This is a genomic window from Roseibium sp. MMSF_3544 (assembly GCF_030732845.1).
Taxonomy (GTDB): domain Bacteria; phylum Pseudomonadota; class Alphaproteobacteria; order Rhizobiales; family Stappiaceae; genus Roseibium.
In genome coordinates, this window is sequence record NZ_JASHKA010000001.1 from 401,905 (window position 1) to 428,183 (window position 26,279).

Here is a 26,279-nt window from a genome sequence, read left to right on the forward strand (position 1 = left end):
CCCTTCGAAATCTTTATTTCCTAACCTCACTCTTATTGATGCGTTCCGATCCGCTGCAGGTGTTTGATTTTACGCAGCTTTGAGATCGAGCGCCGAAAAAAGACTGGGAGAGAAAACCATGGCACAGGGTTATTGCGATGTGTGCGGCAAGCGGGCGGAATACCGGGCGCAGGTGCGCCGGGGTGGGCGCAGGGTTGTCGTGGAGCTGTGCCAGGAGCATTACGAGCAGCTCGCCATGCGACGGCAGTCGACGTCGCCCATGGATCTGCTCTTCGGCGACCAGATGTTCGGCTCTGATCCCGGCGGGTTGGCGGATCTCGCCCGCGCCATGGCATCGCGGGACGCCGGCGGTGACGACGGCCCCGGCTTCGGGGACCGGGAGGCGGTCGATCTTGAGAGCTATCTGACGGACGAGGCCCGTGAAGCCCTGCAGGCAGCCGCCCAGATCGTTGACGAGCAGGGCGGCAGCGTTATCGACACCGAGCACATGCTCTACGTGCTCGCCAACACGCCCTCGGTGAAGGATATCCTCAAGCGCTTCAAGCTGAATGCATCGGACCTGAAGCAACATATCGAGCATAACTTCTTTCAGGCGGCGAAGGACAAGCCCGCAAGCGAAGACGACGGCGACAAGAACATGACCGTGTCGCCGCGGGTGAAAGCAGCGCTGCAGGCGGCGTTCCGGATCTCACGGGAATTCGGCAACACGTATATCGGCCCGGTTCACATGTTCCTCGGCCTGATGGAAATCGGTGAGGGCAGGGCTAACCAGATTCTCAAGACGTACGGTCTGACACCCGAGGCGCTCCGCCAGAAAGCGGCCAAGGTCGTCGGAACAGGGCCGGAAGGCGGTGCGAAACCGCAGTCAGAAACCCCGAAACTGGACGAATTCTCCCGTGACCTCACCGAGGCGGCGTCCAAGGGCGACCTCGACCCTGTCATCGGCCGGTCCAAGGAAATCGGCTCAGCTGTTGAAGTGCTGGCACGAAGGACCAAGAACAATCCGGTTCTGATCGGTGAGCCGGGCGTCGGCAAGACCGCCATCATCGAGGGGCTCGCGCAACGGATCGTCAATGACGATGTGCCCGAGCAGCTGCGCGGCAAGCGTCTTGTTGAACTTAACATCAACTCCATGGTTGCCGGGTCGAAATACCGCGGCGAATTCGAGGAGCGTCTGAAGGAAGTGATCGACGAAGTGACCGCCAACAAGGACAGCGTCATCGTCTTCATCGATGAACTTCACACGATCATGGGGGCCGGGCAAGGTGGCGGCGAGGGCGGGCTCGATGTTGCCAACGTTATCAAACCACCGATGGCGCGGGGTGATCTCAACCTGATTGGAGCAACGACGCTCAACGAATATCAGAAGCATATCGAAAAGGATGCTGCGCTTGAGCGGCGTTTCCAGCCGGTCCTGGTGCCGGAGCCGACCACCGAGCAGACGGTCATGATCCTGCAGGGCCTGCGCGATAAGTACGAAGCGCACCATCAGGTGAACATCACGGATGAGGCGATATCGGCTGCGGTGGATCTCTCCAGCCGCTACATCACCAGCCGCTTCCTGCCGGACAAAGCCATCGACCTGATGGACACGGCTGCCGCACGCGTCCGGATCGGCGCGACGGCGCGCCCGCAAAACCTTGTCGAAAAGGACGAGGAACTCCTGAAGCTCGAGCGCGAGCAGGAAGCTGCCAAGGCGAACAAGGATTACGACAAGGCCAAGGCGCTGGACGACAAGATCTCTGAAATCCAATCGGAGATCTCTGACCTCGAAGATGAATGGCAGCATTCCATCGGCGGCGAGACACCCGTGGTCCAGCTTGCACATGTGGCCGAGGTCGTCGCCTCACTCACCGGCATTCCGGTTTCCGAACTGACCGAAGAAGAACGCGACAAGCTCTTAAAACTGGAGGAGCTGCTGCATGAGCGGGTGATCGGCCAGGACGAGGCGGTCAAGGCGGTCAGCCTGGCCGTGCGTCTTGCACGGTCCGGTCTTCAGGCGAGCGGGCGGCCGGTTGCCACGATGCTGTTTCTCGGGCCAACCGGTGTCGGCAAGACTGAGCTTGCCAAGGCACTTGCCGCCATTGTCTACGGCGACGAGAACGCCATGATCCGGCTCGACATGTCTGAATACATGGAACGGCATACGGTTGCCCGCCTGATCGGCGCACCACCCGGATATGTCGGCTATGACGAGGGCGGCCAGTTGACGGAGCGCGTGCGCCGGCGGCCTTATTCCGTCGTACTGCTCGACGAGATCGAAAAGGCCCACCCGGAAGTGCACAACGTCATGCTTCAGGTCTTTGACGACGGCCGGCTGACGGACGGCAAAGGGCGGATGATCGACTTTTCGAATACGATCATCATCGCCACCTCGAATGTGGGAGCGGAAGTCATCCAGGCGAAGCTCGCCGCCAACCCGGCCACCAAATACGACGACCTCAAGACCGGCGTTATGGACAAGCTGCGCCATCATTTCCGGCCGGAACTGCTGAACAGGCTCGACGAGATCATAGTCTTTCATTCCCTGTCGAAAGACAACATTCGTGAGATCGTCAAGCTGCGTCTGGACGGCGTCGCCCGCGCGGCGCGGGGGCAGGGCATCACGCTGGGCTTCACCGAGGGGCTGGTCGACCATGTCTCTGCGGAAGGTTACCTCCCGGAATTCGGTGCGCGGGAACTGCGCCGCCAGATCCGCACGCTTGTTGAAGCGCGCCTGTCGGAAGAAATGCTGAAGGGTGAGATCGGCACCGGCGACACGGTCTCGGCCGACTGGCCGGAGGGTGCATTCGAAGTCACGTTCACCGTTGAAAAACCTGCGGCGGAACAGGCGGCGGAGGAAGAAGCGTCCGAAGGCAATGCTGCCGGGGACGGCGAGGGGGATGCGGCTGCAGAGTAATCCTCCGCAGGTGCCAAGCCTTGCGAACGTCAGGTCCGTACCCTAGCGGACCTTCCGACCCAAAGCCGCAGCGAAGGAGAGATCCAAGCCGGGCGTGAAGCACAATGGGTTCAAAGCAGCTTCCTGAGCGCTGCTTTCAGCGCTTTCTTTTCTTTTCTGCCGGGCTTTTTCTCCATGAAGGCTAGTCGAGATGCAGTTCCCTCGATCAGGTCCAGCAGGAATTCCGCGCAATCGCTTTCGGAAATTTCGGGCATTTCTGTTTGTCCGTTGCGTGCGCCAAGTATCTGTCGTTCAAGCGCCTTCAGCAGGTTTTCCCGGTTTTCCAGAAAACCCTGCCCGATTTCAGGATTGCGGGCCGATTCGGCAAGGATCTCGTATGAGAGCGCGGTGTAGGCGGGATCACTGCAAATGACGAGATAGCGCTCCGTGAAGGTTTCAAGTGCTTTTAGAGGGTTCTTGGCGTGCGCGAGTGCTTCCTGCAGCTCTGAAAGTTCCTCGGCTTCGAGCGCCGCGATTTCCGCAATCAACTCTTCTTTCCCGGAAAAATGATTGTAGATGTTTCCGAGCGAAACACCTGCACGCTTGGCAATGTCGCGGATACCGGTCTGGTGAAACCCCTGTTCGATGAAGCAGATAACGGCGGTTTCAACAATATGTCTTCGGCGCGCGTCGACGCTCTCCGGCCGTGACCGTTTCTCGTTCATTTGAAATTTCTCGTTTGCTGCGTTGGCATATTCAGTTTCATATCCTATATGAAACGAACGATCGTTCGTTCAATTTGCTGTCTTCTCCATTCACGACAGCTTTTTCGAAAAGTAGTGTTCATGCAATTGAAGATTGATCTTCCCTTTATCCTGCGGACGTTCCGCCACCAGATCGCGCTGACCTGGTCCATCGTTCTGGTCGAGAATATCCTTATTGCGTTTGTCCCGCTTCTGATCGGCATGACCATTGACGGACTGCTCGGCGGCCGGATGACCGAGCTTTACTGGATGGTTGCTGTCCTCGCAGGCCTTGGAATCGTGGCTGTCGGGCGCAGGATATACGACACACGCGCCTACGGCACCATCCGCCTGCACCTCGGTTCGGAGCTGCAACGCAGGTCGTCAGCCCTTGAGGTTTCAAAGCGAAATGCCCGGATCGACATGTCGCGCGAGCTTGTCGATTTTCTGGAACGGGATGCGCCCGAGTTGATCACGGCGGTGATCCAGATCGGCGTCAGCTTTGCGATCCTGACCTATTTTGATGTCCGGTTGGGCATTTCGGCCGCCATTGTCGTGGTTGGAATGGTGCTCGTTTATGCCTGCTTCCATCAGCGCTTCTATCGCTTCAATGCCCGCCTGAATGAGCAGCGCGAACAACAGGTCGATCTGCTTGCCGCGGGCCAGAGGCTTGGAGTTTTCCGGCACCTGCGAGCGCTGAGGCGGCACGAAATTTCCATTTCCGATACCGAGGCGGTAGTTTACGGAGGCATCTTCCTGCTTCAGATCGCTTTCATCGCCTTCAATCTCTACCAGGGTTCCGGCCTTCCCGGGGTCACTGCCGGCCAGATCTTTTCGATCGCAAGCTATTCCTGGGAATATGTGGAAGCTGCTCTTCTGCTTCCCATCGCACTCCAGAGCTGGTCGCGCCTGAGCGAGATCACATTGCGGATCAATTCAGAACACAATGGATATTCGAATGCATAACTCGACCTCCGAGCCGAAACGCCTGCTCGCGTTCCTGTCACTTGCCGCAGGGATGATGACCCTGCCGGGGATCGCAGCCGCCAAACCGATAGCGGATTCATACTGGCTGACGGAAGACGGAAGTCTGGCTCTTGCGATTGGCGCTTGCGAGGCTGGCAGTGCGGTCTCCTGCGGCCTCATCGCGGGCCTTCCGGGGGCGGCAACGGATGCGGAGCTTGCCCGCTACAGGTCCGATCTGTGCTGGTTGCCCGTCCTGTGGGACCTGAAATGGGACGCGGCCAAAATGCGCTGGGCTGGCGGAAAAATCCTTGATCCAGAGACAGGCGATATTAGTGACCTGGATGTTGTCGCCACGGGACCCAACCTTGAATTGCGCGTCTTTGAGGACGGCAAACGATCCTTCCCAACCTTGATCCTGAGACCTGTCGAGACCTTCAAGGAAGCCTGTAAATGAGACGATTTGTCTGGATTGCATTGGCCTTTGTGGTGCTGGCCGGGGTCATGATGTACCTCGACACGCTCGAAGATGTTGCGGACCTCACGGAGACCGGCGACGCGGCCGGTCCAAGACCGGTGACTTTTGTCGAGGCGGAAGTCGGCGAACATGCGGGAACCATTTCAGTATTCGCCGAGGTCGTTCCGCGCTGGCAGGTCGATTTGCGCTCTCGCGTCGCCGGTATTGTCAATGAGGTGTCGCCCTCGGCTCTCGCAGGATCGCGCGTGGCGGACAACACCATGCTCGTGATGTTGGAAGCTGCTCCCTATCACGCAAATCTCGAGGAAGCCCGGCATAATCTTCAAAGCGCCGAGTTCGATCTCCTCAAGACGGAGCAGAAAAGCAGCATTGCCCTGAAGGACTGGCGTGCGGTCAACCCGGGGGAAGCGCCACCTGACATGGCGATCCATCTTCCCGAAGTGCGTGTTGCAGAACAGTCCGTTGCGGCAGCCGTTGCCCGTGTCGGCTCGGCGAAGTTTGATCTCAGTTCAACAACGATCAGGGCACCTTTCGACGCGATTGTCACCAAGCGCTTCGTCAGCCCTGGGCAGTCCGTTAATGTCGGCGACGTCCTGTTTTCGCTGCTCGATGACAGCCAGCTCGATATTCGCGTATCCCTTTCTCCCGCTGAGTGGCGACTGCTTGCGCAGAATTGGGAAGAGGGACCAGCCAGTCTGTTCGATGACGCGGGACGCCTTCTTGGAACGGCAAAAGTAAAGCGCGGCGGCGGGTTCCTGGAGCCACAGTCACGCAGGTATCAGCTTTTTCTCGAAGTGGACCGTTCTGCCGACACACTGGCGCTGCCGGGTCAGTTCGTGCGTGTTTCGCTGCCTGGAAAGGCGCTTGGCAACACCTTGCGCATTCCCGAAAGCGCGCTCACCCAAAACGGATATGTCTGGTTTCTGGACCCGGCCAATCGCCTGCAACGCTACGAAGCCGCCGTGCTCTTTCGCGATGGCGGCAAGGTTGTTGTGACAGCTCCCGCCGGAATATCTGAAGGAGAGACGTTCCGGATCGTGCGGCTTCCCATGAGCGCCTATCTGCCCGGTCAAACCGTGAAACCCGTTGCCGGAGATCTCGAAGAATGACTTGGCTCACCAACTGGTTCATTCGCAATCCCGTGGCAGCAAACCTCCTGATGGTCTTCATTCTGGTGGCTGGTGTAACGGCGCTCATGACCATCAGGATTGAGGGATTTCCCAAGATCCCGGCCGATACGGTCACCGTCTCGACGACCTATCCCAATGCCTACACATCGCAAGTTGACGCGCAGATTACTCAGAAGATCGAAAAGGCGATTGAGGGGCTGGAGGGTGTCAAGGCCGTTTTCTCGACATCCGAGCCCGGATACTCGGCTGTGTCGATCCAGAAGAACAACGGCTACGCCCTCCAGAAGCTGCTCGACAATGTGCGATTGAAAGTCGACGGCATTTCGGATTTGCCCAGGGACGCGCGCAGGCCGGTCATCGAAACCAACAATTACGACGTTCCAGCTCTCTATGTGCAGGTCTTTGGCAAGACCGACCTGAAAACCCTGCAGAGGATTTCGCGGGATTTGAGGGCAGACCTGCTTGCCAGCCCCGAGATTTCCCGCGTCGACGATTGGGGTCTGCAAGACCAGGAAATTGCCATTGAATTCCTGCCGGGAACGTTGGAACGCCTCGATCTGACCCTGACCGACGTCATGACGCGGATCCGGGAGGCATCGCTCTATTTTCAGGGCGGGACCCTGCGGACGGATGGAGGATACATCTCGCTGAGGGCGGACAGCCAGGCGCATTCGCTGCGTGACTATCAGCAGATTCCGGTTGTCCGCTGGCCGGACGGCACGACGACACTTCTGGGCGACATCGCCGTCATCAAGGACGGATTTGAAGAGGTTGATGTCGAAACCCGCTTTAACCGCCAGCCATCCGTCGGTATGGAAGTTCTGATCGGGCGCAAGGACAATCTGCTGCGCGTCTCGGAGGCTGTTGAAGAGATTGTTGTGGCGGCCAATCGAAGCCTGCCAGAGGGTGTCGATATCGCGATCTGGGGCAACTCACGCGATTACATTTCGGATCGGCTTACGCTATTGAGCAACAGCGCGATCCAGGGACTTGCCCTCGTTGCGCTCATGCTTGCCGTTTTTCTCAATGTGAAACTGGCATTCTGGGTTGCGATGGGAATTCCGATTTCCATTGCCGGAGCATTCGCCGCTGCGACAACCGGTTGGGTCGACTATTCGCTTAACGACATCACGACATTCGGCTTCATCATCGTTCTCGGAATTCTCGTGGACGACGCTGTTGTTGTTGGTGAAAGCGTTCACGAACAGCGCAAGCGCTACTCCGAACCCTTGCGCGGGACCGCAGTCGGTGTCGAGCGGGTTTCGACGGCGACCGTCTTCGGCGTTCTCACAACGATTGCCGCGTTCTTTCCGCTGCTGCTCATCGACAGTCCGCTCGGGAAAGCCCTGGCGGGATTTGCGGGCGTTGTCATTCTGGCGCTGCTGTTTTCGCTCCTGGAAAGCAAACTTATTCTGCCGGCGCATCTGGCGCATATCTCCATGGGCGAGGCAGACCGGCGCGGCGCACTTACGCGAAGCTGGGGGTATGTTCAAAGGACAGCGCGCGGTTGCCTTATGGGCTTCAGGGACCGGGTCTACGCGCCGGTTCTCAGGTGGTCGCTGGTCAATCGGTATGCGGTTCTAATCCTGTTTGTGGCCGTTGCGTCGCTTGTTTTCGGTCTGATGGGGACCGGCCAGATCAAGTCGACTTTCTTTCCGAACATTCCAGGCCAGGTCATCTCGGTTTCGTTGACCATGGATCAGAGGGCGCCGGCCCAACTGACACGGCAAAATCTTGAAGTTCTCGAAGAAGCCGGACTTGCCCTGAACGAAGATCCGGACCTTCGCAACGCTGCGGGAATGGGGCCGGTGGCCCATCTCTCCGCATTCCTGAGCGGAACGACCTCCGCCGAACTCTATCTGGAACTGACGCCCTCGCAGGAACGGCCGTATCTGTCCACTTCAGACATTCTGGAGACCTGGAAACAGCGTGTTGGTCCCCTGGAAGGGGTTTCCCAACTGACCTTCTCCGCTTTTGAAGACTTTGGCGGCGGCTTCCAGATTCGCCTGATCGGGCCGGATCGTGCTCTTCTAACGGAAGCCAGCCTGGGGTTGCGCGAGCGCCTGGCGCAGTTCGAAGGCGTCTCGAATGTCCGCGACAGTTTCCTGACCGGCCAGCCGGAACTCCGCCTGTCGTTGAAGCCGGAGGCGCGTGCGCTGGGCTTTACCTCCGAGCGCCTTGCCACGCAAATCGGCCATGCATTCGGTGGCGGGGAGGCGCAACGCATTCAGCGCGGTTCTTCGGAAGTCCGGGTTGTGGTGCGCAATGCGCGCGATGCCCGTGATCGGATCGAAGACCTGATGACGTTGCGCCTGAAGAGCGAAAAGGGAGACTGGATTGCACTCTCGTCCATTGCCGAGATCGAGGCGCGATATGTTTCGGAAAAAATACAGCGCCGCAATGGGGATCTGGTCGCTGTCGTCCTTGCCGATGTGAACCGCGAGATTGTCTCTCCGGAGGAAATCGGGCAGTGGCTGTTCGACGGATTTATACAAGAGCTTGAAGCACAGTATCCCGGCATATCCATCGATCAGGGCGGGGAGCTGGAGGATATCGGCGAGATGAGAGGCGGCCTCCTGCGAGCGGTCATCATCGCCTGCCTCCTGATCTACATTTTGATGGCCGTGCCGCTCAAATCCTATTTCAAGCCCCTGATCATCATGTCGGTGGTACCTTTCGGGTTTGTCGGCGCGGTGATCGGTCACGCCGTCATGGACCTGCCGTTTTCGCTTCTGTCCTTCTTCGGTGTCCTGGCGCTCATAGGGGTGGTGGTGAACGACTCCCTCGTGATGATGACCTTCTACGTCCAGGCGCGCGAGCAGGGGGCCCGCCACGATGAAGCGGTCTTCAACTGTGGCGTGGCCCGGTTTCAGGCCATTTTCCTGACCACCGCAACCACTGTTGCCGGGTTGCTGCCGCTTCTCAGCGAAACGTCGGAACAGGCCAGGTATCTCATTCCGGCGGCCGTTTCGCTGGCCTATGGCGAGATCTTTGCAACCCTGATCACTTTGATCCTGATCCCGGTGTTGCTGACCATCGCGAACGATATCCGCGGACTTGTCTTTGGAAAGGCACCGGAAGGCCAGGCCAAGGTGGCCTGACGGCAGCATTGGTTTTGCTGACGCGCTTTCATACCATGTCCAGTGCAAATAGTTTTGCTTCTGTCGCTCTCACGCTGCAATCGACAGACATGTGAGCATCACAATTGTATGTGTTGATTGCTACAGGCACCAAAGAGGGAGAAGTTTCATGGCGTTGTACAGGATCCTAAAGGCTGGCGTGGGTGTGGGAATTGCACTTGTTGCATCGGTGTCGGTGGCTTGGGCATGCACAGGGATCATGCTGACAGGGACCGACGGAAGCATCATTCGTGCAAGAACTGCAGAGTGGGGCCCGTTCGATCTTGAAACGAAAATCAACATAATCCCGAGAGGCTACGCTTATACCGCCGGAGAAATGCCTGACGGCAAGCAAGGAGCGTCATGGACCGGGCGCTTCGGTATGGTCGGCATCAGCATGTTGGACCACGGTGCACCCGCTGACGGGATCAATGAGGCAGGATTGACTGCTGGCCTCTTTTATCTGCCGGGCTTTACGGAATATCAGGACTACGACCCTGATTTGGCCAACGAGACGATCCCTGGTGACTTGTTGGCCAGCTATGTGTTGTCGAATTTCGAAACGGTCGCGGAGGCACAGGCCGGGCTGGAGGAAATTCGTGTCGTCGGTGTGGTTGACGAAACTCTTGGCTTCCCGTTTCCATTTCACTTGCTGGTGGCTGATCGCTTCGGTGGGCGAATTGTCGTTGAGTACATCGACGGCGAGTTGACTGTTTTCGAAGCTCCGCTTGGCGTTATCACCAACTCGCCAAACTATGATTGGCACATGACGAACCTCAACAATTACGTCAACTTGAGCGCTATCGGTCTTCCGGAGGTCGAAGCGAGCGGTGTTACTTTTGCCCCGCTCGGAGCCGGCAGCGGTATGATTGGCCTGCCCGGCGATTTCACCCCACCGTCGCGCTTTGTGCGTGCTGTAGCCTTCTCGCAGACCGCACGCGAGACAGAAGGCGGTTATGACACTGTTCGTGAAGCGTTCAGGATTCTCGACAATTTCAACATTCCTGCAGATGCGGCGGAAGGCGCTCAGGATGATGTCCAATCGGACGATCTGCTCTACAGTGCGACGCAAATCACGACCGCGAGCGACTCTCAGAACCTGATCTATTACTATCACACGATGTACGACCGCACGGTCCATATGGTCGACATGAAACAAATAGACTTCGACGCCATGGGCGACGAGATGATCGTTTTTGAGACGAGCGGTGATCGCGAGCCTACAATCGTTGATATGACCCCGACCAGGTAAGACTGAAACGGCAAGCGGCGGCGGACACGAGCCAAGTCCTGTCTATGTACGCCTTGCAACAAGACCTGGCGCCGCGGCAGGTGGGTCAGGTCTAAATTCCGGCAGGCAACGGGCGTGAAGCAATTGCCTGCTCGAACGCACGATGAAGTCTACAAGTCAGTTCGCGATGAAGACCGGTACCAACACGTAGCCGGCATCACAGTCTCGGCCTTTCAAATCCAGTCTGAGGGAAAAACCGGACGACAACGTTTGCAAACATACGGCCTAGAAACGGGCGGCAACGCCAAGCAGCGGGCCGTGCGTGATGGTGTCGTAGGCAAAGCTGCTCGTGCCGGTCTTGTCGTTGTCGTAATCGACGCTGAGAGCCTTGTATTGCAGGTGGGCCGACCAGGTTTTGTTGAAGTGGTAGCCGACACCAGCCTGGACGTTCCAGGTGAAATCGGACGCAGCACCGAAGCCGCCGATGTCGCCTCGGGCGTTTGCCGACCATTTGTCGTTGAAAATATGGAACGCGCGTATGCCGATCACCGGATCGATCCAGTTGTCGCCGCGCGAAATATCGAAGTTGCCGACAAACGTTCCTTGCGCGTTCAGATCGAGATTGATGTCCCAATAACGTCCACCGGCAAGCAGATCGACCGAGGTTTGGGGGGTGTTGTAGACACGGTAGAACAGCATGGCTTCGGCGATCGTCTGATCGACACCGACGCTGATGCGACCGCCGCCCGCGCGAATGTCCGCGGATCCGCCGAGGCCCATATAGGCAATGTCGACCAGCGCCCCGAACCTCTGCTGGTAGAGTGCTTCAGCGCGGATCATTGCGCCAAATCTCAGGTTTTCCAGAATATCACCGGTACTGATATCGATATCGGTCGCCGGAAGCCGCCCGACCTGCGTGGTTCCGGAGATGTTGGCGGCAACAAAATAAGGAGCGATCAGGAATTCCCAGGTCCGGTTGATGCGCTCGACCGGCGGGACATCTACCGGAGCGGGAGCGCCGGGCAGATCGGCGGCGTTTGCTGATCCGAAGGGCAAGCCCAGCGCGAGTAAAACAAGGCCCAAGCAACGCGCTTTTGCGGGAATACTGTCAATTTTACCCATGAAAACTTGCCTTCTTTGAAATGAATTCCAAATGACCCTGAGGAATTCGTATGTTTATTTAAGCATAACTGTAGCTTGGCGGCTATGGCGCCAGCGCGGTAAGCTTTGAATGCTTGCCGAAATGCAACACTTTCTCTGACACCCGTTTCGGGTTGCCAAGCACAGCTTTCTGATCATTCGCCGCGCCTACTTTTCGGGTGTCTGCCGCATGAACATCCATTCCTCCAGCATCGCCTTGGTTTCCGGCCGCAGGTTTTCAACGCCGTCATAAGGCATACCGACGCCGGGTTTTTCGTCCGGGTACTTCTGTTTGCGCATCAAATGGCGCTGAAGTATGTTCACGAACTTGGCGCTGCCCCAGGCACCGATCTCGGTGGAGACCGGGTACTTTTCCTGGGGATCGCGATAGAGATCGAAAAAGTCTGCGAGAATGGCGTTTTCGATGCTGCCACCGGGGATCGCAAGCTTGTACTGTTCCTTGACCACTGCTTCCAGCTTGTTGATGTTGTAGAGGAAAACGAAATCGCGACGTCCATGTTCCTCGCCATTCAACAGAAGCGACGTCTGATCGATGCCGTCGATGATGCGATCAGTTGGAATGTTGCCCTTGGCGCCGCCGAGCCGTGCGAGTGTGGTGAAGAGATCGCTGACATGCACCATGTCGCCGACAACCGAATTGGCTTCAATGACACCTGGCCAACGCACAAAGGCATCGACACGCACGCCACCTTCGGTTGTCTTGCCTTTGCCACCCTGGAAAATCATCGGCGTGTAGCCTGACTGCGGCGAATATTTTGTGAAGTGTCCGTTGTCGCCCATGACAATGACAATGGTGTTGTCCGCAATGCCGAGCGTGTCCATTTCCGTCATGAGTTCGCCGATCCACTGGTCGACCAGCTTCATTTTTTCAACGTAGATGCCGCCATTTGGCGTCGTGTATTCCTCTGTCGTCGTGCGTGGGCCGGTCAGCGGATAAAGCGGCCAGTATTGCAGGAAGAAGGGCTCGTCTCTTCCGGCAAGTTCGCGCAGTTGTTCCATCGCCTGGTTCTGATAGCGCACGTTCATTTCATGGTATTTGCCTTCGGTCCACCGTTCGCCGGGGGCCATCTCCACTTCCTGAACGGGTTCGTTGCGCAAGCCTTCCACCCCGGTGACGAGCCGGGACGCGTCGGTCCTGAACCAGCGGTCGAGCGTGAAGCGATCATCATAGTTGTTGCCACCGATCCCAATTGAAACTTCCTCATCGGCGGCATCGTCGTGGTAGATCGTCAATTGCCCCTGCTGGTGGATCGGGAACACGGCGTAGTCGAACCCCTGGAAATTGGGCCAGGATTCCTGAATGTCGCCCATGTGCCACTTGCCGACGTGGGACGTGTTGTAACCCGCTTCCGACAGTATTTCCGCCAGCGTGACTTCCTTGTCGGCGAGGCCGAAGCCCGACAGCTCCACTTGCGTGTTGCCCATGCCGTTTCGGTGCGGTTGCCGGCCGGTCATGAAGGCGACGCGTGTCGGAGTGCAGGACGGTTCGGTATACATGCGCGCGAGCCGCATGCCTTCGCTGGCAAGCTCGTTGATTGCCGGTGTCTTGTAGCCACGCACGGCATTCAAGGTGGCACTGCCAAGATCTCCAAAACCGATGTCATCGATCAGGATGTAGACGATGTTGGGTGGCTTGCCGCCGTTCCGATCCCGTATTTCGGCCAGAGCGGCATCGAGTGCCGTATCTTCCTCGGCCCATTTTTCGCCGTTCTGGGCTTCCAGGATGTAGTATTCAGCGTCGTGGACGATGGGTGTGTCCTGCGCCTGAACCGGCGCCCAAACCAGAGCAAGTGATATTGCCGTAAGCAGTCTGTTCATTCCGGTCTCCCGGTTATTTGTACAAAAACAATCTTGAAGCTTCGAGCGGTGGGCTTGGGAAAGCCGATCCTTCGGTGCCTTTGCCGAGCACTGGCCTGGGGACGGCCGCTCACTGAGCTGCCTCGGTCGATGTTTCAGCTGTAGCCGTTTTATCGGCGGCGGTACTGGTGCGGTTGATGTCGGTGTTCGGAAAAAACTCGGCCCACACATGCCAGAACATCCCGGGACGGACGTTTTCGACACGGCTCAATCTGCCACCCGCCGTGTTACCGAAGAAGTCGATTTCGCTTACCGGCGCGCCAGTGTCGTTGTACCAGACGCCGAGGCTCTCGTATTTCGGGTCCCAGGCAACAACAAGGTCCTTCCCGCCGACCTTGGCATTGACGATATTGTTGTTTTCGATGACGAAATCGTCCGTCCAGCAGGTCACATCACCGTTGATGTCGACGCCCCAGACATAGGTCTTGTTCGGCAGACGTGTGTCGGCAGCCCGGTTCAGGTTCTTGATGATGGGCTCATTCACCCTGTGCTGGCGAGCAATTTCGGATGAGAAAATTGTCTCGATTGCAAGATCAAACAGGAACAGGAGCGGGTTGGACGACGGCTTGTTGATAAAGACCTTGCCGTCCGGATAAGCCTTCTTGAAGCCGCGCATGGTCATGCGGAAGGTCGGCCAGGGCTTCATCGCGAGGTCCGGCTGGAGAGGGCAGGCGGGCCCGTCACCGGTTTGCTTGCCGTCCCGTTCCCTGAAACCATAGATCTGCTGGATCGGTTCGCCGGTCCGGTTGTCGCGCAAGATCAGGTTGTTGCCGTGCTGCGCCAGGACTTCAAGATCCAGATCCTGGCCTTCGATCCTTGGTGTGTAGCCAATGCCCAGATTGGCCATGGCGCAATAAGTCATTATGACGTTCTCGCCATTCAGTCCTTCTGAGTTGCCGGCCAGATGCGGCCGCATGATCTGGGCATCCGGATGTGCTCTGGCGACGCCGTTGTTTTCAATGACGAGAACAGGACTTGAGGGGCTGACCCACTCCATCGCTTCTTTGACCGGAAGATATTGAGCAGTGTTCTTCTGGTTCCTCAGGCCGACATGGACCCAGATATAGGGAAAGGCAAAGAGAATGACCGACAGCAAAAAGGCCAGGAGCCACAGCCAGAAGGGCCCTCCGCCGAGGGCGAAATGGGCGAGGGTCATGACGCCTGCGCCTGCGACGCCGACAGCCAGCAGGCGGTATTCGTTGCGGATGAAGCGCACCATATTGGCGCGTTTCACCTTCAGGATCATCTGCGATACATCGCCGAGGTCGCGAAAATAGAGCAGACCGATTGCAAGCGAGACTGCGAGACCAGCATAAAACAGAAGATTACCGACAATTGCCATGACTTCGAAACTGCCTTTATCTATCGCGTTGCAACGATTTCAGGAGCGTTGAACAAGTCGTGCGCCCAACAGCGACTTTCGTTTCACGGCCGCATTCTTTAAGAAAAATGCTCCGGTACGCGATCTCAGGGCCTTTCATGATCCCTCGTATGATACATCCATAATTTCCTCTAGGGAACTTTCTCGCATATGGCGTGAGGCTGCAAGGATTGTGATTCTTGCCAACACCACGCTACGCTGCTTGTGAGCCGGTTTGGCGCCATTAAGTGACACTGTTACTAGAATTCTTCCGGAAAACCTCTTGCTCGGTTTGCCCTTTACTCAATTGACTTTACGGAGGTTCGTCTGTTTCCATGATCGAAATAGCGAAACGAAGGACCAATTTCGTTGGGGCATCCAGACTGTCAGATCAGGCTTATTTCGGAGTTTCAGGATGTCGACCAGCTGTGCCATGACGTGCGGTATTGGGATCTTCAGTTCCAACCACTCGGACTGGTCCCGGAAGACCAGAAGATTGCCAAGATCATACAGGGGCGTGTCGCGCAATTTGATTGCAGTTACGCCCGCTTCCGGATGAGCTTCGATCAGAACGGCGAACCGCCGCAGGGAAAAGTGACATTCACCATTCCCGGCGAAAGCCTCGGCGAACTCTGGTGGCGGGGACAAAATACGTGCGCCGACGACGTGTTGGTCTATTTGCCGGGTACCGAATTGAGGTCGATATCTGCCCCGGATTTTGAGGTTCATCTGCTTGCCGCGGATGTAGCAGTGATCGGCAGCTATATGGCGCGCAGTGGCTTTCCGGTGCCGCATCTTTCCCGGCTCCCAAGTGTCTTCCGTGCTCCTGGCCATATCTTGCGGAAGGCGCGGTCGGTTCTCTGCAGGTTTGAAGACGATCCGGCGTCGGTGGATGCCTGCATGCTCGACGCGCTGGTCGAAGGCCTTGTCAGTTGCTGGATGATGCAAACCGGGCTGCAGCCGCGCGAAACTGCGCCAAATGCTTCACGTGTCGTGATGGAGGAAATCCTGAATGCGGTCGCGTCGGGTGATCTCGCCGACACCCGGATTTCGGATATGTGCAACAGAGGCGGTATTTCCCGTCGTGCCCTGGAGATTGCATTTCAGGAAAAATTCGGAACCGGTCCTGCAGCCTTCTTGAAATCAGCTCGGCTGGCGCAAGCCAGGCGGAGATTGCAGAGTGCGGCCGACGCGAAGTTGTCAGTTGCCGATGTCATGGATCTTGTCGGTCTTTCCCATGTCGGCCAATTTGCGCACGACTATCGGAAGATGTTTGGCGAGCGGCCGTCCGATACGCTTCGGCGGTATTCATAGAAGATATTCTGATATTGCTTGGAATATGGGTCTTGATCCTGCGTTTTCATTTCGCGTGACTTATTCTTGTTATTGATTGAACTCTGTTTTCGAAGTAATTCTTTTTTTCAGATAAATTAGATTGAAATTTTGAATTGAAATAACTTTTGAACGTGCAACTAATATTTAGCTAATACAGAATTTTTGATGGCGCTACTGCACGTCTAACGGATTTGACCTCAGCGTGAACCGCTGCAGGATAAGCATATCTGCCAATACTCGGTTCGTGAAGATCGCACCGCTGCCGACAACCGGAGATGCTCGCAAAACGCGTTATTTTTTCTGACACATCTTTGGCAAATTCATTCCCAAATCCGGCGTTTCTTTCGCCCGATTTCCCGACAAGCCTCCGCGGCGCGATTCAAAGCGGGAAAGGAAACGCAATGATAAACAATCCTGTAAACGGGCTCAGCGCCAGCGAGCAGTTGATCCTGGAACTCGTGAACAAGGAGAGAGCAAGTGCAGGACTGGAGCCGCTAGCGGCCGTTTCGCAACTCAATGCGGCAGCTCAGAAACACTCCGAATGGATGGCGTCCGGACGGGTGCTCAATCATACAGGGCAGGGTGGATCCAGCCCCTGGGACCGCATGAGGGCAGAAGGCTGGACCGAGTATCCGATGGGCGAGAACATCGCCTATAACCCGTTCAACCAGCATACGCCGATCAGCGGCGCCTATGTCCCTCAGGCCATTGTCGAAGGTATGCATCAAGGCTGGATGAATTCGTCCGGACACAGGGCGAATATTCTTAATTCTGACTACACGGTCCTCGGCATTGGCGATGCGGTCGGCGGGCACCCGAGCGATTCAAATCATCCGACGAGCTACGCCACGCAGAATTTTGCAGGCACGACGAAGAATTACGTGACGGGTGTCGTGTTTGATGATGCCGACAACGATCAGTTCTACGACATTGGTGAGGAGCTTGGCTCGACCACCGTTACGATCGTCAACTCTTCTGGTGCGACGGTCGCCACGAAGTCGACCGATCCAGGCGGCGGTTACAGCATTGCGCTGGCGAACGGCTCCTACACCGCCAAATTTACCGGCGCCGGCATAAACGGCACCATCGAGAAGGCTTTTTCGGTCTCCGGTGACAATGTCAAGCTGGATGTCAAAGACGGTTCGGAGGGTGGAGGGACACCGCCTCCCATCGGGACCGATGGAAACGACACGATCTACTACACCAACGGCGACGACTTCTGGGACAATGGTGTGCCACGGGACATCGGCGGGGCAGGGATCGATACTCTGGTCATCAACCCGGGATCCGTGTTCAACACGACCGGGCTTTCCCGGTATGGATTTGAGAAATTCGTAGGGGCAGAGAACAACGACTATGTTGCCGGTAATGACGGTTCGGTTGACTACGAGCTCAAGGGTGGCGGCGGAAACGACACGCTGCACGGCAATTCGGGCGATGACACGCTGATTGGCGGCAACGGCTTCGACAAGCTGATCGGCAAAGCCGGCGATGACATAATAAAGGGCGGTCCGGGGCGAGATGCGGTCTGGGGCGGCGCCGGCAACGACACGATCTATTACGGTGCGGGAGACTACTTCTGGAAAGGGGACGGGACGCCAAAGAATATTGGCGGGCCGGGAACGGACAAGCTGATCGTGGAGGCCGGATCCAAATTCATCACATCCAACCTGTCCTGGTATGGATTTGAAGCGTTTCAGGGCGCTGGGAAGGACGACAAGGTTACGGGCGCAAATGCCAACATTGATTACTGGCTCAATGGCGGCGGCGGTAATGACTTCCTGAAGGGAAGTGGTGGTACCGACACACTGATCGGCGGCGCCGGGAACGACACGCTCACCCCTGGCGGTTCTTCCGGAGGTGTTCAAAAGCTTCAGGGAGGCGCAGGTAATGATACCTACGTCATCACCTCGAATGGAGGCAGGATCGAGATTGTCGAACTGGCAGGGAACGGCAACGACAAACTGATCTTCAAGGACCTCAAACGCTCGGATGTCGAGGTCTCGCTGGACAGCGACAACGACATGATCCTTTCCTGGGACGATGGCGCTAGCCAGGTGTCGATCAACGACGCAGGCGACCATATGGAGCAGTTCGTGTTTCAGAACGGACAGGTTTTCGGTCCCGACGATTTTGCATTTGTTTGAACTGTGCAACGGCCCGTTCCGGCAACGGAGCGGGCCTATGTCTCATTCTTTGAGATAGAAAACGATTTGCCCGTTTGCGAGATGATATATGTAAAATGAAAATAATATGATCTAAAATTTACCGAACTTTCTTTTGTAATATTATTTGATTATTCTATTTGCATGAATTTACTTGAGTGTATCAGCCGATCTTGTAGATTTTTTATTGATGAAGCGATTCAGGTTGGAAAAACTACCTGAATTCTCAATCGTTGCGGAAGGTGAGCCCGTGCGCAGCGGTGCCATTGATCAGGCGCGCTGCTCAACTGTGGCCGGGGCTTTTTCCTGATCGCTTTCACCCAACTCCACATCAAAAGCGAGGCATCTCGACATGTGTGAACTCTGTGTCGCTACCGGCCGCACGACCGAATTGCCGTATGCTGCCGGGTTTTCATGCGATGACGGCAGCGGACCGGCGGCAAATCCGGATATTGACGGGTCGGCTATAACATCGGCTCCTCTGCCCGTCTTCAGCAACAACCAGATCGCTGATCAACTGACCCAGGAAACCTCCGGCGGTGCGCAAATCGCCTTTGACGCAAAGCCGGGCGACACGATTACGGTCGACATCACAGGACTGACGAACGCCGGAAAGTTTCTCGCAACAAATGCGCTGGAAGCGTGGGAGAATGTGACCGGCCTCAACTTCGCCTTCGTTTCAAGCGGCGCGAAAATCACGTTCGATGACGAGAATTCGGGCGCTTACGCCAGCTATTCCTGGCGAAGCAACGGTGATTTGGTTTTCGCCGACGTGAATGTTTCGAAAGGCTGGTTGAATGCTTATGGAACAAGCATCAACAGCTATTCGTTCCAGACCTATATTCACGAAATCGGGCACGCACTGGGCCTGAGGCACGCCGGAAACTACAACGGCTCGGCGACCTATGGCGTTGACAATCATTATCTCAACGATTCCTGGCAAGCGACCGTCATGTCCTACTTCAGCCAGACGGAAAACACCTATATCGATGCCAGCTTCGCCTATGTGATCACACCGATGGTTGCCGATATCGTCGCGATCCAGGATCTCTACGGAACGCCGACCAACATCCGCACCGGGGCGACGGTCTATGGCAACAACTCGAACGCGGGTGGCTATCTGGAGACGTTTTTTGAGTCAAATCAGACGGCTGCGATGACAATTTACGACAATGGTGGAACTGATCTCTTTGACTTTTCGCACTATTCAGCCAATCAGCTCATCAATCTCAATCAGGAAGCAATTTCCAATGTCGGCGGTTTGACAGGAAACCTGATTGTTGCGCGCGGCACTGTCATCGAGAACGCGGTCGGTGGCTCCGGCAGGGACGAACTCGTTGGCAATACAGCCAACAACGTCCTGAAGGGCAACGGCGGAAACGACGTTCTACGCGGCGGTCTCGGCAATGACAATCTTCAGGGTGGTTCCGGCAACGACCTGCTTCAAGGCGGCGCCGGCAACGACACGCTGACCGGTGCGAATGGGTTGGACAGACTGGTGGGGCAAGGCGGCAACGATACCCTCAGAGGCGGTGTGGGCCGCGATGCCGTCTGGGGTGGTGCCGGTAACGATACGATCTACTACGGCGCCGGCGACTATTTCTGGAAGGGTGACGGGACCCCGAAGAATATTGGTGGCCCGGGAACGGACAAGCTGATTGTCGAGGCGGGAGCGAAATTCACAACGTCAAACCTGTCCTGGTACGGTTTCGAGGCGTTTCAGGGAGCTGAAAAAGGCGATCAGGTGACTGGCGGCAACGCAAACGTCAACTACTGGCTGAACGGTGAAGGCGGAAACGACGTCCTGAAAGGGAGCGGCGGCACCGACACACTGATTGGTGGCACCGGGAACGACACGCTTACGCCCGGCGGTTCTTCCGGCGGTGTTCAAAAACTGCAGGGAGGCGCGGGAAACGATACCTATGTCATCACGTCGAACGGAGGCAGGATCGAGATTGTCGAGCTGGCGGGAAACGGCAATGACAAGCTGACCTTCAAGGATCTCAATCGATCGGAGGTCGAAGTCTCGCTGGATGGGGACGGCGACATGGTCCTTTCCTGGGACGGCGGCGCGGGTGAGGTATCGATCAATGACGCCGGCGACAACGTGGAGCAGTTCGTGTTTCAGAACGGACAGGTTTTCGGTCCGGACGATTTCGCCTTTGTCTGAACCCAGAAACCCGTTTGAAGCGCAGCGGGTTTTGCTCCTCAAGGCGCGCTCTGATCTGCCAGTTCGCGTTCCAGCCGTTCCTCGGATGCGCCCGGTGGCTGGGTCCAACTGGCAATGATGCGATAGACGGCGGGCGTCAGGAAAAGCGTAAAGACCGTGGCAAGGCCGAGACCGCCGACGACGACCCAGCCAACGGCGGTCCTGGCTTCGGCGCCGGCGCCGCTGGCCAGAACCAGCGGAATGCTGCCTGCGACCGTCGACGCCATCGTCATCAGGACCGGCTTCAACCGGATGCGCATGGCGTTGCGGATGGCCGTGTCGACATCCTCACCCTTTCGGCGCAGCTGATTGGCAAATTCAACGATCAGGATGCCGTTCTTGGCCATGATGCCCACGAGGATCACGAGCCCGATCTGGCTGTAATAGTTGAGGCTGCCGCCGGAAATGAGGATTGCGAGCAAGGCTGTTCCAAGTCCGCAGGGAACGGTGATCAGGATGATCAGGGCGCTCGAAAAACTCTCGAACTGGGCAGAGAGAACGAGAAACACGATCAGAATGGCAGCGCCGAAAACCAGGAGCGTGGTTGTTTCTCCCGTTTCAAGCGTCGCCGCTTCGCCCAGGAAGACCAACCGTCCGTCATTGCCCAGAACGTCCGGGGCGATATCCTTGAGCCGGTCGACGGCCGTTCCAAGGTCGACGCCGCTGCCGAGATTGGCCTGAGCCGTTACAGCCCGCTCGCGGGATTCGCGGCTCAAGGTGGCGGCCGACGCTGCCACGGAGAGCTGCGCAACCGTGGAGATCGGCACGAACTGGCCGTTTCCGGCCCGAAGGAACGTGTTTTCAAGATCACCCTGGTCGTTGATCGGGCGCCCGCCAAGTTCAAGCCGGACTTCGACGGATTCGTTGTTCAGAAAAATCTCCGAGACCTTGTTGCCCTCAATGACGGTGTTGAGCGTCTCGACCACGTCACGTGGATTGATGTCGAGATTGGCGGCCTGGTCCCGGTCCACTTCAAGAAGCAGTTGCGGCTGGTTGATCTCGTTGACGAGCTGCACATTTGCGAAGGTCGGATCGGTTTCCATCTTCGCGATCAGGTCGTTCGTGAGGTCGCCGAGCACGTCGTACTCCTTACCGACAACGGCAAACTGCACGCCGCGCCCGGCGCCGCGGATGCCAAGGCTGTTGGATGAGCGGAGGGAAATGAAGGCGCCGGGGATCCGGCTGACCGGGCCTTGCAATTCGGCAGCGATCTGCTGCTGGCTGCGCTCTCGGTCCTCCCATTGAGCGAGCCGCACGAACACAAGCGCAAAACTGGTCGAGCGCAGGCCGATCAACGACTGGACCGCAACGACTTCGCCGGACGCGACATAGGGCTCCAGGATCCTTTCGACCTTTGCGACCTGCTGGCTGGTATAGTCGAGACTGGCGGATGCGGGCGTCCTGAGCGCCACCATGATTGTGCCCCGGTCTTCCGATGGCGTGATTTCCTGGGGCAAAGATCCGTATAGAGCCAGCGAAGCGACGGCGAAGATCAGTGCTGCGGCAAGCACCAGATAGCGTGCCTTCAAGATGATGCCGATCAGCTTTCCAAATCCGACGAGGTAAGGGTTTTCAGCCCGATCCGCTTCCGGGTCGTCCCGTTTGCCACTCGGCTTGCCGGGGTCAACGAAGGCGCACAGCGCCGGGCTGAGGGTCAGGGCCACGAAGGAGGAAAGCGCAACGGCGAAGGCCAGGACGAAGCCGAATTCGCCGAAAATGCCACCTGCCTGACCCGGCAGAAAGGAGATCGGGATAAACACGGCTGCGAGCGTGGCTGTTGTCGAAATGACCGCGAAGAACACTTCTCTAGTTCCGACCGCAGCTGCCGCAAAGGCGCCAAGCCCGTCGCGTCGGCGGCGGACGATGTTTTCCAGCACCACGATGGCGTCGTCGACCACCATGCCCGTTGCCAGAACGAGCGCGAGCAGGGTGATGGTGTTGACTGAAAACCCCGCAGCCCAAATGGCGGCCAGAGTGCCGATAAGGGCAATCGGAACAGCAACCGCGGGGACGACAACCGCGCGGAGCGACCGCAGGAACAGGAAAATGACGGCCACGACAATCACCACAGCCAGGGCAATACTGGTCACGACACCTGATATCGATCGCTCCACGAAGACCCCGTCGTCGGCAACGATGAGCAGGTCCGCGCCGTCAGGCAACTCCTCGTGCAATTCGGCAACGGCAGTACGGGCAGCATTGGAAATGGAAAGCGTGTTGGCGTGGGACTGGCGGATGACGTTCAGTCCGACGGCAGGATGACCGTTGATCCGCGTGATCACGGACGGATCGTCGGAGGTAAACTGTACGAAGGCGACATCACCGATTACCGTTTCCCGGTTCAGGCGGATGGCCGAAATTGCCTCTTCCGTTGTGGTCGAAGCGACCGACCGCACGATGAGTTCCTGTGTTTCGGTTTCAAGTGCCCCGAGGGGAATATCAAGGTTCGCGCTTGCAAGCGCGGTGCGCATGTCGGCAAGCGAAATTCCACGGCTGGCAAGCGCCACCGGGAAAAAGGTGACGCGCATGATGCGGTCATAGTCGCCGGCAACCTGGACCTCCGACACGCCGTCGATCGCCAGCAACCTGTCCGAAACCATGCCCTCTGCAAGCGAAGCCAACTCCGTGAGCGGCAAGGTGCCGCTGAGTGCGAGCCGGACAATCGGGTCGGCATCTGAATCACTTTTCTGGACTGTCGGGTCCTCGACATCGTCAGGAAGGTTGCGTTGTGCCCTTGAGACGAGATCCCGGGCGTCATTGGCGGCATCGGTCACATCGGTCGAGCTGCTCAGCTCGAGCGTCAGGCTGGCGCTGCCATAGGTCGAGGTCGCCGAAATGTTCTCCAATCCCTCCAGACGCGCCAGCGCATCTTCCAGAACACTTGTGACTTCCGCGTCGATCGTGCTCGCCGCTGCACCGGGGTAGGTGGCGCGCACGGAAATGACCGGCCTGGAGACGTTCGGCAGTTCGCGGACTTCCACGCCATTGAGCGCCGTTACGCCGCCGATGATCACGAGGAGATTGAGAACGAGAGCCAGGATCGGGCGGCCGACAAAGGTCGCGGCGAAGCCCAGCCTCTCGCGGGTGATCATGCCCGCCGCCTCGTCACCCATCGGCATTCTCCGCGGACGGATCAGCAACCTCCAGGGCGATCGAGACGCCCTGGCTTACCTTGAAGGCCCCGTCTTTCACAACGCGGTCACCTTCCTTCAGGTCCGCCTCCAGCCAGACATTGTCACCGAGCCTGTGGCGCAACACCACGTCGACACGCTCCGGAAGGTTGTCGGCACCGAGCTTCCAGACGTAGGCACCGTTCGGGCTCCAGAGTACGGAGACGGCAGGGACCATGGGCATCGGCGTGTCTGAACTTGCCAGACTGACGCTGAAGGTCATTCCCGGCAGAAGCAGGTTTTGCGGGTTCTGAACCTCTGCGCGCACGCGCACAGTCCGGAATTCCTCGTCGATTGAGCTGTCAAAGGCGATGATCTCTCCGTTGAAGACACGGCCGACGAGCGCCGGTGTCGTCAGTCGAACGGGAACACCGGTCCTGATCTGGCTGATGGCCGTCTCTGGCACAGTGAATTCCACGAGCAGGCTGCTGGAATCCACCAGTGTGACGATCTCCGCTCCCTGCGGCAGATAGCTGCCGACGGTCAGATCGTTCAGGTTGATCCGGCCGGAAAAAGGCGCCCGGATAATCCTGCGGTCATACTCGTATTGTGCTTCTGCGACCTTTGCCTCGGCAACCGCAAGCGACGCCCTGGCCTCGTCGACCTGGGCCTGCGAAACGGCATTGCTCCCCTGGTTCAAGAGGGTCTGAAAACGACTGAAGGAGGCAGACTGCTGTTCCAGCTCGGCCTTGGCGCTGTCGAGGAGAATTTTCTGGGTTTGCCGCTGCAGGGTGACGATAGGATCGCCTGCATTGACGTCGGTGTTCGGCTGAACGTGGATCTCTTCCACAGTGCCGGCGACATCGGCCGTTACATGGATCAGCCGGATTGCCTTGCCGGTGCCGATCGACTGGATGCGGGAGCGGGGCGGCGTGAACTCCACATCCGCCGCCGTCACGATTACCGCATTCGTCGGAAAGCTCTGCTGTTGAGAAGACGTGTCATTCGCTGCCGTTGAAGCGGCCGTTCGGGTTTGGCTTTCACCTGAGAAGAACAATCCGCTCGATGACGCCCAGAGTCCCAACCCAAAGGCGCACGCAAGCGCGAGGATCAATCCAACAATGCGGTTCATAAACCTCGCTCCACGGGCTCGTCGGCAGTCTTCCGGTTGACGCCAAGCAGATCACAGGCGGGCGCCGGTTCGCAAGTTGAAAGCGGGCAGCTTTTTGGGGATTGGCGCAGCCCCGAATCCTGACCCTCTGTCAGATCTCAGCTTCAACGGCCTTCGCACAGGACAGAAGCGCGCTGTCCCGGCCACCGGCGGCGATCAGCATGGCGCTGAGTGTGTTGTTATCGTGGCGGTAGGGCAGGGCAATGCTGCAGGCGTCGGCGACATTGGCAAGCGAAGGGTTGCGGAGCGCAAGCAGGTTGAAGCGGTTGAAGGCCTCGTCGTCTGCGAGATCCTCGATCCGGGGCGGCAGCTTGGGCGTTGTCGGCAGCAGAAGCAAATCCTCGCCAAGTTCGTCACGAAATGCGGCGATGAAGCTTGCGCGCCGGTTGAGTGTCTGGCGGTAGTCGACGGCAGACAGCTTGTCGGCAAGCCCCATGCGGGCATGAACACGGCGGTCAAACTGATCGGGCGAGCTCTGGAAATGGTGTTCATAATGCGCGCGGGATTCCACGGATGTCAGGTGCCAGGGGGGAACCTGATCATAGAGAGAAATTGCAGAGAACTCCCGTTCAACGATATTAAATCCGGCCCCGTGCAGGGATTGAACAATTGCCGCGAAACCCGCGGCGACTTCCGCATCCATCTCGGAAAAACCGAAGTTTTTCGGAATGACGAGGCGCTGACGGGAAGGTGTGGACGGAACAGTCGCAAGACCCGCCATGACCTGCCAGGCGAGTTCACACGCCGCGACCGATTTCGCCATTGGGCCAAAGCTGTCAAGGCTGTCCGACAACGGTCTGCCACCGTCCATCGGTATGGATGCCTGTGTCGGCTTGAAGCCGGTGATGCCTGTGAAGGCCGCTGGAATGCGCAGCGATCCGCCGGTGTCGCTGCCGATCGCGATGTCGCAAAGGCCAAGGGCAACGGACACAGCGCCGCCGCTGGTTGATCCCCCTGGTGCGCAGCCGGGATAGGCCGGGTTTACCGGCGTGCCGTAATGCGGGTTCAGGCCAAGTCCAGAATAGGCGAACTCAGACATGTTGGTCAGGCCGACAAAAACCGCGCCAGCCTTGTCAAGGCGTTCCATGGCTTGAGCGTCCTTGTCTGCCGCCGGAGCGTCCGCAAGCACCCTGGTGGCGGAGTTTGTTGTTTCGCCTTCGACATCAAAGAGCGCCTTGACGCTGACAAGCGCCCCCGACAAGGGGCTACTGATGTCTGGTGCCTTCTGTGCCTGCCGGCGGGCCCGGTCCGTCAGGAGCTTCAGGAACACCGATCTGGCTGCATCCTCCCCAGCGGCTCTTTCCAGAGCCGTCTCCAGCCTGCTGCTTGCCGTGTCGGGTGTCCAGGGAAACGGTGCACTCATGTTTTG

16 protein-coding genes are annotated in these 26,279 nt (G+C 57.8%); 9 read left to right on the top strand and 7 right to left on the bottom strand.

The genetic code is table 11. The features are described from left to right. The first annotated feature begins 118 nt into the window (after positions 1–118). Positions 119–2,899: an ATP-dependent Clp protease ATP-binding subunit gene (locus RBB47_RS01815; protein ID WP_305984006.1), complete on the top strand. Its 2,781-nt coding sequence runs from the start codon at positions 119–121 to the stop codon at positions 2,897–2,899. 110 nt (positions 2,900–3,009) lie between these two features. On the opposite strand, the gene RBB47_RS01820 is transcribed toward RBB47_RS01815, so the two are convergent. Then, on the bottom strand, positions 3,010–3,603 hold the full coding sequence (locus RBB47_RS01820; RefSeq protein ID WP_305984007.1) for a TetR/AcrR family transcriptional regulator: 594 nt from the start codon (positions 3,601–3,603) through the stop codon (positions 3,010–3,012). 120 nt (positions 3,604–3,723) lie between these two features. Between RBB47_RS01820 and RBB47_RS01825 the strand changes: the two genes are divergently transcribed. From RBB47_RS01825 to RBB47_RS01845, 5 genes are all read left to right on the top strand, one after another. Next, positions 3,724–4,587 carry an ABC transporter six-transmembrane domain-containing protein gene (locus RBB47_RS01825; RefSeq protein ID WP_305984008.1) on the top strand — a complete coding sequence of 288 codons (864 nt, stop codon included), beginning with the start codon at positions 3,724–3,726 and terminating at the stop codon, positions 4,585–4,587. Further along, positions 4,580–5,041 carry a DUF2147 domain-containing protein gene (locus RBB47_RS01830; protein ID WP_305984009.1) on the top strand — a complete coding sequence of 154 codons (462 nt, stop codon included), beginning with the start codon at positions 4,580–4,582 and terminating at the stop codon, positions 5,039–5,041. Before RBB47_RS01825 ends, RBB47_RS01830 begins: the two co-directional genes overlap by 8 nt. Next, complete coding sequence (locus RBB47_RS01835; RefSeq protein ID WP_305984010.1) at positions 5,038–6,171, top strand: efflux RND transporter periplasmic adaptor subunit; 1,134 nt, start codon at positions 5,038–5,040, stop codon at positions 6,169–6,171. Before RBB47_RS01830 ends, RBB47_RS01835 begins: the two co-directional genes overlap by 4 nt. Then, positions 6,168–9,293 carry an efflux RND transporter permease subunit gene (locus tag RBB47_RS01840; RefSeq protein WP_305984011.1) on the top strand — a complete coding sequence of 1,042 codons (3,126 nt, stop codon included), beginning with the start codon at positions 6,168–6,170 and terminating at the stop codon, positions 9,291–9,293. Before RBB47_RS01835 ends, RBB47_RS01840 begins: the two co-directional genes overlap by 4 nt. Positions 9,294–9,441: 148 nt before the next feature. Beyond that, on the top strand, positions 9,442–10,563 hold the full coding sequence (locus RBB47_RS01845; RefSeq protein WP_305984012.1) for a linear amide C-N hydrolase: 1,122 nt from the start codon (positions 9,442–9,444) through the stop codon (positions 10,561–10,563). Positions 10,564–10,827: 264 nt separating this feature from the next. Here RBB47_RS01845 and RBB47_RS01850 read toward each other — a convergent pair whose 3' ends face one another. From RBB47_RS01850 to RBB47_RS01860, 3 genes are all read right to left on the bottom strand, one after another. Further along, positions 10,828–11,664, bottom strand: coding sequence for a hypothetical protein (locus tag RBB47_RS01850; RefSeq protein ID WP_305984013.1), 837 nt, complete (start codon positions 11,662–11,664; stop codon positions 10,828–10,830). A 186-nt stretch (positions 11,665–11,850) separates the two neighbouring features. Beyond that, positions 11,851–13,521, bottom strand: a complete 1,671-nt coding sequence (locus tag RBB47_RS01855; RefSeq protein WP_305984014.1) for a sulfatase-like hydrolase/transferase — start codon at positions 13,519–13,521, stop codon at positions 11,851–11,853. A gap of 109 nt (positions 13,522–13,630) precedes the next feature. Then, a complete protein-coding gene (locus RBB47_RS01860) occupies positions 13,631–14,902 on the bottom strand; it encodes a DUF3179 domain-containing (seleno)protein (protein WP_305984015.1) in 1,272 nt (423 codons plus the stop codon). A 387-nt stretch (positions 14,903–15,289) separates the two neighbouring features. On the opposite strand from RBB47_RS01860, the gene RBB47_RS01865 reads away from it, so the two are divergent. The 3 genes from RBB47_RS01865 (at position 15,290) to RBB47_RS01875 (ending at position 20,590) form a co-directional block, all read left to right on the top strand. Next, positions 15,290–16,234: a helix-turn-helix domain-containing protein gene (locus RBB47_RS01865; protein WP_305984016.1), complete on the top strand. Its 945-nt coding sequence runs from the start codon at positions 15,290–15,292 to the stop codon at positions 16,232–16,234. 422 nt (positions 16,235–16,656) lie between these two features. Beyond that, the gene (locus tag RBB47_RS01870; protein WP_305984017.1) at positions 16,657–18,402 is read left to right on the top strand and encodes a CAP domain-containing protein; all 1,746 of its coding nucleotides are present in this window, start codon (positions 16,657–16,659) and stop codon (positions 18,400–18,402) included. Positions 18,403–18,772: 370 nt separating this feature from the next. Next, positions 18,773–20,590, top strand: coding sequence for a M10 family metallopeptidase (locus RBB47_RS01875; RefSeq protein ID WP_305984018.1), 1,818 nt, complete (start codon positions 18,773–18,775; stop codon positions 20,588–20,590). 38 nt (positions 20,591–20,628) lie between these two features. Here the strand turns inward: RBB47_RS01875 and RBB47_RS01880 are convergent, their stop codons facing one another. The 3 genes from RBB47_RS01880 to RBB47_RS01890 all read right to left on the bottom strand — a co-directional run bounded on the left by RBB47_RS01880 (position 20,629) and on the right by RBB47_RS01890 (position 26,273). Continuing rightward, positions 20,629–23,742, bottom strand: a complete 3,114-nt coding sequence (locus RBB47_RS01880) for an efflux RND transporter permease subunit (protein WP_305984019.1) — start codon at positions 23,740–23,742, stop codon at positions 20,629–20,631. Then, positions 23,735–24,871, bottom strand: coding sequence for an efflux RND transporter periplasmic adaptor subunit (locus RBB47_RS01885; protein ID WP_305984020.1), 1,137 nt, complete (start codon positions 24,869–24,871; stop codon positions 23,735–23,737). Before RBB47_RS01885 ends, RBB47_RS01880 begins: the two co-directional genes overlap by 8 nt. Positions 24,872–25,001: 130 nt before the next feature. Next, complete coding sequence (locus tag RBB47_RS01890; RefSeq protein ID WP_305984021.1) at positions 25,002–26,273, bottom strand: amidase family protein; 1,272 nt, start codon at positions 26,271–26,273, stop codon at positions 25,002–25,004. Between the last annotated feature and the right edge of the window lie 6 nt (positions 26,274–26,279).

Coding starts and splice junctions, on each gene's coding strand:
- RBB47_RS01825 (WP_305984008.1), top strand. CDS start 3,724: ATGCAATTGAAGATTGATCTTCCCTTTATCCTGCGGACGTTCCGCCAC.
- RBB47_RS01820 (WP_305984007.1), bottom strand. CDS start 3,603: ATGAACGAGAAACGGTCACGGCCGGAGAGCGTCGACGCGCGCCGAAGA.
- RBB47_RS01815 (WP_305984006.1), top strand. CDS start 119: ATGGCACAGGGTTATTGCGATGTGTGCGGCAAGCGGGCGGAATACCGG.
- RBB47_RS01875 (WP_305984018.1), top strand. CDS start 18,773: ATGTGTGAACTCTGTGTCGCTACCGGCCGCACGACCGAATTGCCGTAT.
- RBB47_RS01830 (WP_305984009.1), top strand. CDS start 4,580: ATGCATAACTCGACCTCCGAGCCGAAACGCCTGCTCGCGTTCCTGTCA.
- RBB47_RS01850 (WP_305984013.1), bottom strand. CDS start 11,664: ATGGGTAAAATTGACAGTATTCCCGCAAAAGCGCGTTGCTTGGGCCTT.
- RBB47_RS01860 (WP_305984015.1), bottom strand. CDS start 14,902: ATGGCAATTGTCGGTAATCTTCTGTTTTATGCTGGTCTCGCAGTCTCG.
- RBB47_RS01870 (WP_305984017.1), top strand. CDS start 16,657: ATGATAAACAATCCTGTAAACGGGCTCAGCGCCAGCGAGCAGTTGATC.
- RBB47_RS01885 (WP_305984020.1), bottom strand. CDS start 24,871: ATGAACCGCATTGTTGGATTGATCCTCGCGCTTGCGTGCGCCTTTGGG.
- RBB47_RS01835 (WP_305984010.1), top strand. CDS start 5,038: ATGAGACGATTTGTCTGGATTGCATTGGCCTTTGTGGTGCTGGCCGGG.
- RBB47_RS01845 (WP_305984012.1), top strand. CDS start 9,442: ATGGCGTTGTACAGGATCCTAAAGGCTGGCGTGGGTGTGGGAATTGCA.
- RBB47_RS01880 (WP_305984019.1), bottom strand. CDS start 23,742: ATGGGTGACGAGGCGGCGGGCATGATCACCCGCGAGAGGCTGGGCTTC.
- RBB47_RS01840 (WP_305984011.1), top strand. CDS start 6,168: ATGACTTGGCTCACCAACTGGTTCATTCGCAATCCCGTGGCAGCAAAC.
- RBB47_RS01855 (WP_305984014.1), bottom strand. CDS start 13,521: ATGAACAGACTGCTTACGGCAATATCACTTGCTCTGGTTTGGGCGCCG.
- RBB47_RS01890 (WP_305984021.1), bottom strand. CDS start 26,273: ATGAGTGCACCGTTTCCCTGGACACCCGACACGGCAAGCAGCAGGCTG.